The 14538-nt window shown below is 49.0% G+C and carries 16 protein-coding genes and 1 riboswitch; of the genes, 2 read left to right on the top strand and 14 right to left on the bottom strand.

Annotated features, from left to right (window positions below):
- Positions 1-32: 32 nt before the first annotated feature.
- From rnmV to IEX98_RS26045, 4 genes are all read right to left on the bottom strand, one after another.
- Positions 33-584, bottom strand: a complete 552-nt coding sequence (gene rnmV, locus IEX98_RS26060; protein ID WP_188892622.1) for a ribonuclease M5 — start codon at positions 582-584, stop codon at positions 33-35.
- 201 nt (positions 585-785) lie between these two features.
- Complete coding sequence (locus IEX98_RS26055; protein WP_229692403.1) at positions 786-1937, bottom strand: 3D domain-containing protein; 1152 nt, start codon at positions 1935-1937, stop codon at positions 786-788.
- A 256-nt stretch (positions 1938-2193) separates the two neighbouring features.
- Positions 2194-2401: riboswitch (cyclic di-AMP (ydaO/yuaA leader) on the bottom strand.
- 184 nt (positions 2402-2585) lie between these two features.
- On the bottom strand, positions 2586-3359 hold the full coding sequence (locus IEX98_RS26050) for a TatD family hydrolase (protein WP_188892621.1): 774 nt from the start codon (positions 3357-3359) through the stop codon (positions 2586-2588).
- An 85-nt stretch (positions 3360-3444) separates the two neighbouring features.
- On the bottom strand, positions 3445-4740 hold the full coding sequence (locus IEX98_RS26045) for an HD domain-containing protein (protein ID WP_188892620.1): 1296 nt from the start codon (positions 4738-4740) through the stop codon (positions 3445-3447).
- Between the two features lie 280 nt (positions 4741-5020).
- Between IEX98_RS26045 and IEX98_RS26040 the strand changes: the two genes are divergently transcribed.
- Positions 5021-5275, top strand: coding sequence for an AbrB/MazE/SpoVT family DNA-binding domain-containing protein (locus IEX98_RS26040; protein WP_028609554.1), 255 nt, complete (start codon positions 5021-5023; stop codon positions 5273-5275).
- A 132-nt stretch (positions 5276-5407) separates the two neighbouring features.
- Here the strand turns inward: IEX98_RS26040 and rsmI are convergent, their stop codons facing one another.
- From rsmI to IEX98_RS25990, 10 genes are all read right to left on the bottom strand, one after another.
- Positions 5408-6307: a 16S rRNA (cytidine(1402)-2'-O)-methyltransferase gene (rsmI, locus tag IEX98_RS26035; protein ID WP_188892619.1), complete on the bottom strand. Its 900-nt coding sequence runs from the start codon at positions 6305-6307 to the stop codon at positions 5408-5410.
- A 24-nt stretch (positions 6308-6331) separates the two neighbouring features.
- Entirely contained in the window at positions 6332-7042 is a 711-nt protein-coding gene (locus IEX98_RS26030; protein WP_188892618.1) for a tRNA1(Val) (adenine(37)-N6)-methyltransferase, read from the bottom strand.
- 65 nt (positions 7043-7107) lie between these two features.
- Positions 7108-7542, bottom strand: coding sequence for an initiation-control protein YabA (locus IEX98_RS26025; protein WP_188892617.1), 435 nt, complete (start codon positions 7540-7542; stop codon positions 7108-7110).
- A gap of 71 nt (positions 7543-7613) precedes the next feature.
- Entirely contained in the window at positions 7614-8417 is an 804-nt protein-coding gene (locus IEX98_RS26020; protein WP_188892616.1) for a PSP1 domain-containing protein, read from the bottom strand.
- A gap of 4 nt (positions 8418-8421) precedes the next feature.
- The gene (gene holB / locus IEX98_RS26015; RefSeq protein ID WP_188892615.1) at positions 8422-9399 is read right to left on the bottom strand and encodes a DNA polymerase III subunit delta'; all 978 of its coding nucleotides are present in this window, start codon (positions 9397-9399) and stop codon (positions 8422-8424) included.
- A 24-nt stretch (positions 9400-9423) separates the two neighbouring features.
- On the bottom strand, positions 9424-9867 hold the full coding sequence (locus IEX98_RS26010) for a YaaR family protein (protein ID WP_188892614.1): 444 nt from the start codon (positions 9865-9867) through the stop codon (positions 9424-9426).
- A 17-nt stretch (positions 9868-9884) separates the two neighbouring features.
- Positions 9885-10214: a cyclic-di-AMP receptor gene (locus IEX98_RS26005; protein ID WP_012772016.1), complete on the bottom strand. Its 330-nt coding sequence runs from the start codon at positions 10212-10214 to the stop codon at positions 9885-9887.
- A gap of 42 nt (positions 10215-10256) precedes the next feature.
- Positions 10257-10910 carry a dTMP kinase gene (tmk, locus tag IEX98_RS26000; protein WP_188892613.1) on the bottom strand — a complete coding sequence of 218 codons (654 nt, stop codon included), beginning with the start codon at positions 10908-10910 and terminating at the stop codon, positions 10257-10259.
- Positions 10911-11036: 126 nt separating this feature from the next.
- Positions 11037-12677 (bottom strand): aminotransferase class I/II-fold pyridoxal phosphate-dependent enzyme, encoded by a 1641-nt coding sequence (locus IEX98_RS25995; protein WP_188892612.1) that lies wholly within the window; start codon positions 12675-12677, stop codon positions 11037-11039.
- A 92-nt stretch (positions 12678-12769) separates the two neighbouring features.
- Positions 12770-12961 (bottom strand): sigma factor G inhibitor Gin, encoded by a 192-nt coding sequence (locus IEX98_RS25990; protein ID WP_188892611.1) that lies wholly within the window; start codon positions 12959-12961, stop codon positions 12770-12772.
- A gap of 230 nt (positions 12962-13191) precedes the next feature.
- Here IEX98_RS25990 and IEX98_RS25985 point away from each other — a divergent pair, with 230 nt between their 5' ends.
- Positions 13192-13722 carry a transposase gene (locus IEX98_RS25985; protein ID WP_188892610.1) on the top strand — a complete coding sequence of 177 codons (531 nt, stop codon included), beginning with the start codon at positions 13192-13194 and terminating at the stop codon, positions 13720-13722.
- The last annotated feature ends 816 nt before the right edge of the window (positions 13723-14538 follow it).

Genomic DNA, 14538 nt, shown 5'->3' with positions numbered 1-14538 from the left:
TGGACCGTTCGTCTCTTGTCCGCTCACACCGCTCACTCCTGTCCCTGTTCCATTTTACGCAGAGCTTCCACAAATTCCGTACGGGAAATCCGGAAGCTTGTACAACGCTTGAAAAACGTCTTGCCGTTGGCGTAGCCGATGCCGAGCAGCTTCCCCATCCTCAGTCTGCGATTGGCTGCATCGGGATGTACGATCAAGCCTGCACCCATCAGATCATCCCAAGTAATTTCTCCTGCACCCTCACCCTCCGGACTTTCAGTCCGCAGCTCAGAGAGCGCCTGCCGGATTGCATCCGGGCTCGCGTTCTCGATGCCGATGTCGCCCTTGTACAGCGCCTTCTCCTGCGGCAGAAACGCATGCTTGCACCCCGGCACCCGCTTCGCCACGATTTTACGGATGCGTTCACCCGCATGGTCGGGATCGGTAAATATAATAACGCCGCGACGCTCCTGCGCCAGTTCAATTCGGCGGAGCACCTCCTCGCCAATCGCCGAGCCATTCGTCTCGATCGTATCAGCTTCTACCGCACGCTTCACGGCTACTGTATCGTCCTTGCCTTCAACTACGATAATTTCCTTAATCAACGATTTACATCCCTTTCTTGCGCCGCCTGATCTTTTCTTCATGACCGGCATATTTTATGCCATCGAACCGCAACATTGCAGCGACGGCCGCCGTCTAGACTTATATACGTGAAAATACAAAAAAGAAGAGGCAATGCCCCTTCTTATCATATAAGGCTTTATAAGTTTTTCCAATACAAATCGACTTATATTCCTTGCACGCTAGCTTGATGTCGGTTTATTTGGTCCAAGAACGTATACGGTGTATCCCTTCTTGCGCCCAAACTTATTCGCCAGCTTGGAGCTGTCGAAATAAACGTCAATCTTGCTGCCCTTAATGGCGCTGCCCGTGTCTTCCGCGCGGCGGAAGCCGATTCCTTCGATATAGACCCACCAGCCGATAGGAATGACTTTCGGGTCGACCGCGATCGTGCGGCCTTCCTGAACCTTCGTCCCGGAAGCGGTAATGCCGAATTGCGGATGGCTCTCGTCTTTGCCCGTAGACTCCATGTCTGCGGTATAGGCCGTCAGCGTTACATTATTCAATATTTTCTTGGCTTTGAACGAAACACCGCGTTTCGTGAACGTCGCCAGAGTAGCGCCGCCGTTATTGGATAACGTCTGCACTTTCGGCTCTGGTTTTTTCGTTCCGATCGCAACAACCTGGTTGACCGCTTTCGCTTCAACGACTTTGTTTACGATCTTCTGGGATACGAGAACTCCATTCTCGTATTGCCTTTGTACATGTTCGACTACAAGACCCTCTTTGCCGGTCTGCACCAGCTTTTCCTTACCCTCTTCGAGGTTCGGGTCTTGCTTCTTCACGATCGAGAATGGCGTAACTCTCTCCGATTCAGACACCTTCGTATCAACGCGAGTGACGGTAACCGTCATCGCATTAGCAACCAACGTGCTGAGAGAAGGTGTTACCCGATCCTGATCGCGCACAGCAATATTTAATTCTCCGATCGCTGCTTCGACTGTCTTCTCCGTCGTGTACACCGTTGATGTCTTGCCGTCCGCTACTACAACGAGCGGTACCGCGAGCTTAACCTCGATTCGGTCACCGTCTTTGATTGACGCATTGAGAGGTACTGAGACCTTGTCATGCGGGCCAATCGTAATAGCTTGTTCATCCAGTAGGCGTTGCAGGACCCATTGCTTCGTTTTCACAACGGTTTCTTGTCCATTCACCACTACGGATACGCTTTTGTCAGCCGTTCCGTACAACAACACCAAAAACATGAAAGTCATAGCGATTGAGATAATGGCACTCAAAAGAATCAAACGCAAGTTTTCATGCTTCCATCGCAATGCGAAAGACATGCTGGATGATCGTTTCCCATGGGTCTCCTTAGCTTGGATAATGCCCACTTCATCGGTCCTCCTTCATAGCCCCGCCGCCTTTGTGTGACGCATGATCATAATAGACGCGACTATTAAGTATATTGGCGTGCAAGCACGCTCCAGTGCATTTCCTATGTTCTCGCAGCCTCCCACCCCCTGAGACTTACCCTATGTCGACCTATTCCGAGTTATTCAGAAAAGAAAAAGAAGCCGTCGACAGAGGATCTGTTTCGTGGCTTCCCGGATTGTCGTTAGACTTCAGGAATGGTGAATGCACGAGATTGATCGCTCTCTATTTACGCTTACGAGGTTAGCTGTCGGATTCGGGCAAGAGAGCTGCCCTATCGACGATCGAATGCTCATGGCAATCGCCGCCAAATTCACCCCATTGAGAAACTTCAAAAGCTCGTCACTGCGAAGCCGTCGATGGCTGCAGATTCGATGCCTGGTTCCCCCGCTTTCCGGTTCCGGAAATTAAGCGTCAACTGGAAATCCAATACAAAAACTTAAAGCTCTGAAATGAATCATACCTTCACGGGCCACCTGTTGTAAAGAAGCGATAAAAGACGATTTTAGCTAAATTTCTGGATTATGACGGAAAAGAGAGCCGATTTTCGCAATAAAAATCAGTTTTATCGCTTGAAAGGTCTCTCAATCTTTGTTTTTTGGCCTTTTTTATACAATACCAAAACATTTTTTACCGTTTTCCATCGTAATTTTTGCAATTTCATCCACTGTTTTTCCTGTTATTTCTGCTGCGGCCTCCGCCACATAGGTTACAAAAGCAGTCTCATTTCTCTTCCCTCTAAATGGATGAGGAGACAGATAAGGGGAATCCGTTTCGATCAAAAGCCGGTCTAATGGAACCCTTTCCAAAACCTCTTTCGGCACCCTTGCATTTTTGAAAGTAACGGGTCCGCCGAATGAGATATAGAAGTTCATATCGAGGCATTTTTGAGCTGTTTCCCAGCTCCCGGAGAAGCAGTGCATGACCCCTCCAACCTCTGCCGCATTTTCTTCCTTAAGCAGCCTGACAATATCCTCATGTGCATCCCGATTATGGATGATAATGGGCTTGCCTACCTTCCGTGCGAGCCGGATTTGCTCCCGGAACACCCGGTGCTGAACGTCTTTGGGCGAAGTATCCCAATGATAGTCCAGTCCGATTTCTCCGATTGCTACCACTTTCGGATGCGAGCATAACTCTTCGATCCATTCCAGGTCCCCCGGCTGCATTTCGATGCTGTCTACCGGATGCCAGCCAACGGCTGCATAGACGAAATCATACTGTTCCGCGAGCGCCATCGTCGTCGGGATCGTCTCCCGGTTAAAGCCGACATTGATCATTAAATCTACGCCAGCCTCCCTCGCCCGATTGATCGCTTCGGCGCGGTCGCTGTCGAATTTGGAGCTGTCCATATGCGTATGAGTGTCGAATAAAGAAATCATTTTCAAACCTTCTCCTTCTATATATATGTAATCAGAAACGGCTGTCCCAATCATGGGCCGGCAAGGCCGTTCTTCTGTTCAACGTCTAGAGCTTGAATAGCTCCCTTAAAGCAGGGCTAAGTTTGGTTCCAGCCTCGATAAGCGGCTCCTCCGGATAATACAAATGATACTCGCCTTGATGAAGTCCGGTGATCGATCGCACAATGTCGGATTTAGCGGAGATTTCGGATAGACGATCTTGCTCGTCCAGCAGCAAAATCGGCGTTTTCTCCTCTTTTCCACCCTTTTTCGAGTCAGGACGGTAGACGTCATACGGCTGGTCAAACGGGAAATCGATCTCCATATGATACTCCGGATTTAAGCCGATTGAAGTGAACTGCAAACTTATTTCTTCTAATAAAGTATCGTCAGGATTGGTCATCGTAATGTACTTGTACAGACGGCGATTTAAGAACCGGTTGCACAGCTCGGCAAGCAGCGCATCCTCCTCATCCTCCCAGTGGAGAAATGCAGCCTGCACATATGCCTCATCCAGCTTTAAGTAAGACTTCACCGTAATGGTTCCGTCCAGCAATTGCTTGATCGGTCCCGGCATCCATTCGAACTTATAATCCTGCTCGAACAGCTCTTTCGCTCGGCGGAAAATCTGCCGTAAAATGATTTCCGAGCTTCTTGTCACGGGATGGAAGTAAATCTGCCAATACATCTGATACCGTGACATCAGATAATGCTCAACGGCATGCATGCCGCTTTCCTTGACTACAATTTTGCCCTGAACGGGACGAAGTACGCGCAGTATCCGTTCCAGGTCAAAATTGCCGTAATGAACCCCGGTGAAATAAGCATCCCGCAATAAATAATCCATCCGGTCAGCATCCATTTGGCTGGAAATGAGACTGATGACAATCGGATTCGGATACGTTTTCTGAATGACTCCAGCTACTTTTCCCGGAAAATCATCGGCTACTCGCCTCAGAACGCGATTAACCTCTGTATCCTCCAATAAAATGTTGCAGGTCCATTCCTCATGATGCGTATCGAATACCTCTTCCAGCGAATGGGAAAAGGGACCATGGCCTAAATCGTGGAGCAGCGCCGCACATAAAGCTAGCAACTTCTCCTCTCTTGGCCAGCCAGGATAATCGTTGCGTTCAAACTGGGAAATAATTTTTCTCGTAATCTCATATACTCCAAGCGAATGGGAGAATCGGCTATGCTCAGCGCCATGGAAAGTTAAGTAAGAAGTTCCCAATTGACGAATGCGCCTTAGCCGTTGAAACTCTTTCGTGTTGATCAAATCCCAGATCGTCTGATCCTGCACATAAATGTATTTGTGGACCGGATCCTTGAACACTTTCTCTTCGGTTATATACGGATTCATTTCGCCAATTCAACTCCTTTTGTTCATATTTTCGACACAATGCTATGCTAAAATGTCGAATAGTGTCGTAATTTAGTTTCCAAAATGTCGAAGCTGTTGTATTCTATAGTAAGATTAATATGACCTTACTATATAGTCAAATCCAATGACTTCTTGTAATCATTCTAATAATGATGGTTGACTATTCTGGTAATCGTTGGTATTATAGTAGACACAAATAGAAAAAATATGTCGAATAGTGACGAAATCAAATCACTTTTTGAGAGGGGAAACAAAAGCTATGATGAAATCTACAGGTATTGTTCGTAAGGTTGACGAATTGGGTCGCGTTGTTATTCCAATTGAGTTGCGCCGCACACTCGGAATCGGTGAGAAAGACGCCCTCGAGATTTATGTGGATGGCGAACGCATCATGTTGAAGAAATACGAGCCGGCATGTATCTTCTGCGGCAATGCAGAGAACGTATCTTACTTCAAAGGTAAAATTGTTTGCCATATTTGTCTATCGGAAATGCCGACTCCTGTGACAAAATAAGAAATATAGGTTATACTAGAAATACTTCACTTGTTAATTCTAACCTTTTTATACTCCTTTATGCCTTCCTGTGCTAGAACCCGGCCAGGAAGGTCTTTTTTTACCCAAAAAAGCCTATAGCGCAGCGATCGATTAACGATTCACTGCGTTATAGACATCCCGCTTCGGTAAACCTCGATCAACGGCAGTTAGCTTAATCGCTTCCTTCCGGCCATGCTCCGCCTCGTAATGCGCTACATGATCCTCTAGCTCCAGCGATTTCCACCATACTTCCGCTTCTTCCTCTGTTACGGATGATCTTCCCGCTTCCGCTGCAGCGTCTGCGCCTTCTATAATGAGACAGTACTCTCCGAGTGGCGGATGCTCCTGTATCCAGGCGATGCATTCCGATAGAGTTCCCCGTGCTGCTTCTTCATGCCGCTTGGTTAATTCGCGAATCATCGCTATCCGACGATCACCCAGTTGCTCCAGCATCGCTTCCAGTGTCTTACGCAGCCGATGCGGCGATTCATAGGTCATCAATGTGCCGTTTTGCGATTTCAGCGCACTTAGCCACTTCGTTAGCGACTTTTTGTCCCGTGGCGGAAATCCGGTGAAGACGAATTTTTCTGTCGACAGACCCGAAATGATAAGCGCCGACAGGGCTGCGTTCGCTCCCGGGATCGGTACGACTTTAATGCCTGAGGCTATTGCGTCTGCTACAAGATCAGCACCAGGATCGGAGACAGCGGGCAAACCTGCATCGCTAACTAGGGCAATCGATTGTCCCTCTTCCAGTAGCCGGATCAGCTCTGGACCGCTTGCTTGCTTATTATGCTCGTGATAGCTGACAAGCCGCGTCGCAATTTCAAAGTGAGTGATCAGCTTCCGTGTCTGGCGCGTATCCTCCGCCGCAATTAATGATACTTCCTTGAGGGTGCGAATCGCGCGAAATGTCATATCCTCTAAATTACCGATAGGAGTGGCTACCAGGTAGAGCGTCCCTTTTATTTCTTGGCCCTGATCTGAAAAGCTTTTTTGTATGCTTATCATCTGTTCCCCACGCTCCTTTGCATCTTACTCATAGACCATAATAGGAGGCAGCACTCTAAGCTCTGGCCTTCCATCGCGAATTGCTTCTATTAAAACCATATTCGCCTCGCCTTTAGCATTCGGATGAATAAATTGCACCCGTTTCGGTTCAAGCCGATATTTGCGCATCGTCTCCATAATATCGATAAATCGGGAAGGACGATGCACCATAGCTACCTTACCGCCTGACCGGACAAGTCTGGCGCTAGCATGAACGACGTCTTCCAGCGTACAATGCACCTCATGCCTGGCAATCGAATAATGTTCATTTTCATTGGAATCGCCGGCCTGCACCGCCATATAAGGAGGATTAACGGTAACCGCATCGTAGACGCCGTTGCCCGCTTCCTTCATATATTGACGAAGATCGGCTTCGATAATCTTAATTTGCTCGTCCAGCTTATTCATAGCGACGCTTCTGCGGGCCATATCAGCCAATCTAGGCTGAATTTCTACTGCGTCGATGCTCGCTTTCGTCCGCGTTGTCAGCAGCATCGGAATGACTCCGTTGCCTGAACAAAGATCGATGATCCGTCCGCGCTTCGGAACCGTTGCAAATTTGGAGAGAAGAACGGCATCGAGCGAGAAGCTGAACACTTCCCGGCTCTGTATAATTTTCAAGCCCGTCTCCGTCATTAAATCATCAATTCGTTCATTCGCTTCAAGTTTGATCTCCATCTGCTCTTCCACGTCCATATAGCTCCTCTGACATAAAGATACCGTCCTCTTCTTGCAAGGACGGTATGCATTAAAATGTTCGGTTATTTATTCAAAAAAGATAAACAGAACAAGCAATCGCCCTCTGTCCGAAGATGTCCATAATACACATTGCAAATATGGAAACCTTCATGGTACAGTCTGGCCAAATTGTCATGGCCTTCCCCCACCGCTTGCTGCGAGGATTCGAAAGGGTCGATCCCATCCGAATGGTCTACCGTAATCGCTTCATAAGAAGCAGCTTCGGTCTGCCGTTTCGGCTTGGCTCCCGCAGTCTCCGTTCTCGCCGCGGATGCTGCTTGCTCTGGAACCGTCTCGCGTTTTAAAATTTTACGCAGCTGGCTATTTTCCAAGCTTAGTCGCTTATTCTCCTCCAGCAGCTCTTTGACTCGCTGCTTCAGTGCGCCTAATTCGGTATGGAATTGTCCCATCCGAGTATCCAGCTCATCCATTTGTTCGAAGATCTCTTTTTTCTCCAAGTTTCCACCCCAGAGCATCAAACATAGTTAAGCATAAACGGCGATCGCCGTTATTGGCTGCAAAGCCTTTCTTATTTCACTACGACATCATCCATCGAAAGTTCCTTCGCTTTGCCCGATACGTCAAATAGCTGGACATAAATCGATTTCGTGGAAGCATTGATGCCAGTAACCTTGCCTTCTCCGAAAGATGTCACTACAATCTTCCCAACAGCGGGAAGCTCTTCGCGAATGCTTTCATAATTGTCATGCTCGTACTTCAAGCAGCACATGAGACGGCCGCATAACCCGGAAATTTTCGTCGGATTGAGCGATAAATTCTGATCTTTGGCCATCTTGATGGATACGGGCTCAAAGTCTCCCAGCCATGACGAGCAGCATAGCACCCGTCCGCATGGTCCGATTCCGCCAAGCATCTTCGCCTCGTCACGCACACCGATCTGCCGAAGCTCGATCCGGGTGCGAAACACGCTGGCCAGATCCTTTACCAGCTCGCGGAAGTCAACTCGGCCTTCAGCTGTAAAATAAAAAATGATTTTGTTGCGGTCGAAGGTGAATTCGACGTCAACGAGCTTCATTTTCAGCTGATGATCCTTTATCTTGTCCAAGCAGGTAGCAAACGCATTCTTAGCTGCGGAGCGATTCTCTTCCACAACCTTGGCGTCTACATCGCTTGCGATACGAATCACTTTCTTTAACGGGAGGACGACATCTGATTCACCGACTTCTTTTTGTCCTACCACAACTTTACCGTACTCGATACCCCTTGCCGTCTCGACAATGACATGCTGGTCCTTGTCCACCGGATGCAAGGCCGGATCAAAGTAGTAAATCTTGCCCGCTTTCTTAAAGCGGACGCCGACGACATTATACAAGGATTTAGCCCTCCTGTAGGTTTACCAATAATTGCTCCAATGCAAGTTGAGGCGCTACATTAGAGCGTATGCGCTTACCTGCTTCCAGCGTATGCTCGATACAGGCCACCCATCCCTCGATCGGACGGCTGAACGCATGCTTGCTTATCCATTCCAACTGATCTATATAAACGATGCTTTCTTGTCTTCCAGCTTGAAATTGAATCATGTCCTTGAACCATAAAACTAATAGGGATAGCAACAGCTGCGGATTGTTCGCTAAATCCGTCTTAATATACTGCTGCTGAATGGAAATCATTGCCGCGGTGAATCGGGTCAGACTCTCCTTCCCTAATTGTATCACTACGTTTCTGATTTCTGCAAACTGATTCTGCTGGATGATTTCTCTAGCCCCATCCAATCCGGAGCTGAGTTGCACCGCCGCGCGGGCTAGTGTCGGGGATATTCCTTCATCTATCAAAGCCTGCAGCATCTCATTTGGCGAGAATGGCAGAAAAGGCACCCACTGCGCACGCGATCGGATCGTTGGCAGGACGGCTTGTCCATTATCGGTAATTAAAATCGCTACAACCGGCGATAACGGTTCTTCCAAAAATTTAAGCAAGCTGTTTGCGGCTTGAATCGTCATTTTCTCCGCTCGCTCGATGATGTAGATTTTGCGCTTCGTGCCGCTGCCCCGGTAGGCAAGCTCGCGCTGCAGATCGCGGATCTGTTCGATCTTGATCGATTGCCCGTCAGGTTCTATCCGCAGCAAATCCGGCTGGTTGCCGTTCTCGAACTTGCGGCATTCCAGACATTGGTCACAAGCGTCATCTCCGCCTGAGGTGCAGAACAACGCTTTCGCGAATGCCCGGGCCAGAGCCATCCTTCCCGTTCCGGAAGGTCCGTTAAATAAATAAGCATGCGATACTTTGCCGCTTTGAAGCGCATGCTTTAGTATTCGCTTCGCTTTCCATTGTCCGGCTACTTGTTCCATGCTCATTGCACTTCGCTATCCTTCCTTCTTCTAAAACAATAGATTAATGAGCATGCCGCGGATTTCGCCAATCCGGCCGAGCAGCTCAATACGTCCCTGTTCGCTGTCCAGCAGCTCTTCAGCCATGGAGACAAGCGCCTCGTCAATCTCGTCCAGCAGCTTGTACCGTTTCGTCCGGCCTCTGCGGTCGAAACCGCGAAGCTCCTTCAGTCCAATGCCCCGGCGAACCGTATCCTCCAGGAAACGCTTAACCATCTGGCGATAGAGCTTAAGCTCGCGGACGGTCATCGTCCTTGCGAGCCTCTCCCCCTGATTATGAATATCCTGCAGCTTCTGCTGCAGCTGATCCTGCGTGCGCTGCGCTTCCTGCTGCACCATGGCGTCGGCGAAGTTTCGCATCTGCACCGGCTTCGTCGCGGCATCAGCGTTCGTGCGGCTTTGCCCCAGCGGGCGATAACCTGAATCAATCTTCATCGCTGCTCACGCCCATTTCAGAAATGTTCGAACCGTTCCACCGGTACGACGAATACGGCTGCGCCGCCTACTTGCACTTCAACAGGGAATGGAATATAGGAATCCGTTGAGCCCCCGATCGGCGAGACAGGTGTAACCAGTTGATCTCTTACTTTGCAATTGGAGCTAATGACTTGAAGCACCTCGTGAACACGCTCATCCTCAATCCCGATCATGAATGTCGTATTGCCTGCTCGAAGAAAACCGCCTGTACTGGCAAGCTTGGTCGCTCTGAATCCATCCTTCACCAACGCATTGGACAACCGATTGCTGTCTTTATCCTGCACGATCGCAATGACTAATTTCATCCTCATACCTCCTGTTTTAGATGATCCTATCGTTCTTGCTTCTTACACCCCGCCAGCAGCGAAAAAGGAGGCGAATCTGGCGTCGATAACCGCCATAGCTTCCTGATAGACAACCTCTGCGGCGTTCTCCGCTTGAAGCTTAACGATCCGATCCGGATATTGCTCCAGCAACAAGCGATACCCTTCGCGTACCTTCTCATGGAAGGCAAGCGATTCCAGATCGAGACGGTTTACTTCCCGTTCAGCGGATTGACTGATCCGGTTTAGCCCAACTACAGGGTCAATGTCCATGTAGATCGTCAGATGAGGCATGAGACCATTAATGGCAAATTGATTAATGGACCATACTTCATCCATTCCTAACCCCCGGGCATGGCCTTGATAAGCTAAGCTGCTATCGACGAAGCGATCGCAGATGACGATCTTGCCGGCTTCAAGCGCTGGCATGACCTTCTCGACAAGATGCTGCCGGCGTGCCGCTGCATACAGCAGTGCTTCCGTCCGGGCATCCATCTCTGTGTGACTGCGGTCCAGAATAACCGCGCGGATCTGTTCGGCGATTGGAATACCGCCCGGCTCACGTGTGATCACGGCGGTTTTCCCCCGCTGCTGCATCGTATGCGAGATGCGCTCGATCAGTGTAGTTTTGCCGGAGCCTTCTCCGCCTTCTATTGTAATGAAAATTCCCTTGTTCAACGTCTTATGCTCCTGATTCGTAATAAACCTTCTATATCAAAGGCAATATGTCTTGCCTTACTACCATTCTAGCAAAGCCTATACCCATGTCAATGAGAATTGCCTCATATTCCTTAACATTTCCCATCACTCCTGTACTTCTATCGTCTGCATGGACGGGTCTGAAGCTCCTTGGAACTTCGCTCCGTGCTTGGCAAGGTGACTGATCTGACGAATGGAAGCCTCCGTTATTCTTTCTCCCGCATACAGCACAGGAATTCCTGGAGGATAAGGGACTACCATCTCAGCAGAGCAGCGGCCTGCCGCCTCCGCTAGCTTTACCCGGGCAATAGAGTTTGTCCTTGCAAAAGAAATCGGCTCCGTCACCGCTTGAACTGATGCTAGGTTGTCTGGTTGATCTTCGGTTGCTTGATTCTCTGTTTGATCCTTTGCTTGAACTTCTGTTTGAACTTCTATTTCTGTCTGTAATGATTTCAAATCCCCTTGTACGATAGGATGACTCGACATCACTAGTGCTGAATTTGCGTCCCGCTCTGGTAATAGCTTAGGTTGAGCCTCAGGCATAATTGGTGTTGTCACAGCAAAGTTTACGATACGTGCTTCGATTATTTCGCAGGCCTTAATTAAACGCTCTACATCCTGCATCGTGGTCTGAATACCGAATACTAGTACAACATACCGGGGGTCGGCCATCTCCGCCCAGCAGCCTTGCTCTTCGAGCAGCCGCTGCAGCTCAAATCCGGAGTGATTGCCAGTCGTATCGGTAATAAGAACGCGAAGCGGATCAAGCTGGTCATAGGCTGAGGATCGATCCTCTGGATGAAGGGTTGCCAGCCACTTTGGATTTCGCTCCGCTAACCAGTTTCTAAAAACCGCTGCAGCTTGAATGCCCGGTTCAAACCATCCTTCACGGTGGCGTTCAATCATTGCTCGGGAAATATCTAACGAAGCCATGATCGGAAAAGAAGGACTAGAGCTCTGTACAGTGGCCAGCGCCTGCCGTACAGCAGCTCTCGGCAGCCTCTCTCCTTGCATGTGGAGCATCGCGCCCATCGTGAGTGCAGTCAGCGTCTTATGCGTAGACTGCACCACCCCATCGGCCCCTGCCCCCACAGCAGATTCCGGCAAAAGCGGATGAAAGCCGTAGTGGGCGCCATGCGCCTCGTCTACTAGCAGCATTTTACCCTCTGCATGTATGAAATCTGCATACGGCCCCAGCCTTGTGCTCATTCCATAGTAGTTCGGATTGGTGACGAAGACGGCTTTTGCCTCCGGATATTGAGCAAGCGCTTGGCTAACGGAAGCCAGCGATGGCAGCGTCGCAATTCCCGTACGCTCATCGATCTGTGGCATGATGAACACCGCACGCGCGCCTGCCAGCTTCAGCCCGTTAATCACGGATTTATGAACATTACGCTGAACGATGATGATGTCGCCTGGATCGCATACGCCGAGCAGCAGAGCCAGATTTCCTGATGTGCTGCCGCCTACGAGGAAGCAGGTTTCTTCAGCTCCAAAGCAAGCAGCAGCCAGTTGCTGGGCTTCCGCAATAGCAGCCTCTGGATGATGTAAATCATCGGTGGCGGAAAGCTCCGTGGTGTCCAGCTGCATAATAGCTTGAAATGCGGCTTTTTCCGGTTCGATGCTGCTGCTAGAGTCGTCGCCAAAAATTGAACCATACCGATGGCCCGGCACATGGAAGCTTGCAGGCCGTTGATCGGCGAGCTTCCTCAGCGATTCGAATAGCGGTGCATGTAATCGGTTCATAGCAGTTGTTGTTTCCTCTCTATTTGCGTCTTTCTTCTATTGTATCTCAAATTTGTGGCAAAAAAAGAGCGGCTTCTGGCAACAGAGTCCGCTCATGCATTTTTTTCGATAAAGATTTGTTTCATCTGATGAATGAAAAAAGGATATTTAGCGTCCTGTACATCGGTGCGAACCATCTCGGCCTCGCAGCTGTCGCATATAAATTCGGTTACGATGCAAATCCCTTCACCCTCGGCCTTGTGTTGGCCGCATATAATACAGTGCAGTCGGCGATCTTCTGACATCACGCTATTCCACCTTCCTGTATATCTATATAGCTACTATTATGGCATATATTCTAGTGGTTTATACTTCTTTCATAGTCCATTTTCAAATATTTCTATATCGTATGCGGCATCCGCCCATTTGGTGATTACTATCGCAGCTGTTTTTTATTGTGATGCTATGGACAGATATTGCGATTAAGCCGATATACTATTAGATACTTTTTTTGTTAAAGGGGGAACGTTAACCGGTGCGCCAATCGTTATCCGATCAATCTTCCGCTACCGTGTACCAATATAGACTTGTCAAAAGAAAGCTGATTCAGCCTGAGCTCGTATCCAGCCATATCTTGACCGCTGCTATTCTTTTTGGATTTGAATTGCTCGTATATGGAATGCAGGGTGTGTTCAGCTGGCTGTTCGGCTTCGCTGTTGTACAAGTCATTCACCTAGCCATCTTGCTGCTCACATTTATTAGAGTGGACGAAGCTGCCGACCGTAAATGGAAGTGGGGCATTACGCCTCCCTGGTTCGGCTTCAAGCCGGCAAATGATATTCGGCTAAAGCTCTTCCGACGCGTCCACCGCCACCTCTTCTGGATCGGCCTGTGTGTCGCCTGTATTATGTATCCTTGGCTGCATGAATCGCTTATGATCAGTATTATCTTCTGGCACTTCTGGCTGCTTGTTCCCCGTATGCTGCTGTCCTTCGTCTTCCGCCGCCAGGAGAAGGATGGCGTACTCCGCCTGCAAAAGTTTGAGGCTTCCTATTATCATCGGTAGACTCAAATGTGATAGCCTGCCTTGCCATGCTGGAACTATGGCAAGGCAGGCTGTTAGAGCAAGCCTCCGCTGCGCGAAACGGCCCATGCTGCCATTCTTGCTTCGTCTCTCCGTCACTAACCCGACTCCTTCAATCTATCGAAGCTTCAAAAAGTCAGCCTGGGCTCGTTTCGCTCCGTTTCTGCTTTAACACACTAATTTTTGAGAGCGTTGCTTGGTCCGCCAGCGTTTCACGCTCAAACGGGGAAACAAAATGTAAAAGTGCATTTTGTTTGACTCTTTTTCGTCTAAAACGGGCATCAAAATGCAAAAGTGCAGTTTGACTCGGCTTTTTGCGATGATTTCGGCGAATTTTACCCATTTCACCTGCACTTTTACATTTTGAAGGCGATTTTAACGATTTTTAGCCTGATCAAAATGTACTTTTGCATTTTGATCAGGCTTAGGGATCGTCTGCAACAACTTTCTGCCTGCATGTCCCAGTAACGTCGGATGTTGGAGTAAGAGTCAGCGCATTCGGTTACTTTGTGGGGATCTATTAGAGAACTGAAAAGGTACGCTAGACGGAAGAACAGCTGCCATATCGAATCCTTGTTACTTCACTACATCCCGACGGAGAGGTTAGAGCGCTTCTTTGCTATTAAGCGATGGAGGTCAAATGGTTAGAAATTTGAGGGCTGGAGGTTCTAGAAGTCGATAATACTTGTGAGGGTAACGTTAGTGTTCGGTTTTCTGTGTACACAACAAAAAACCTGCCGCAAACATGCGGCAGGCTTCTCGTGCTTGGCGACGTCCTACTCTCCCAGGACCCTGCGG

It is taken from the genome of Paenibacillus radicis (ex Gao et al. 2016), from assembly GCF_014641555.1.
GTDB lineage: Bacteria > Bacillota > Bacilli > Paenibacillales > Paenibacillaceae > Pristimantibacillus > Pristimantibacillus radicis.
The sequence above is the reverse complement of the archived record's forward strand: the minus strand, read 5'-3'. Positions and strand labels throughout refer to the sequence as shown.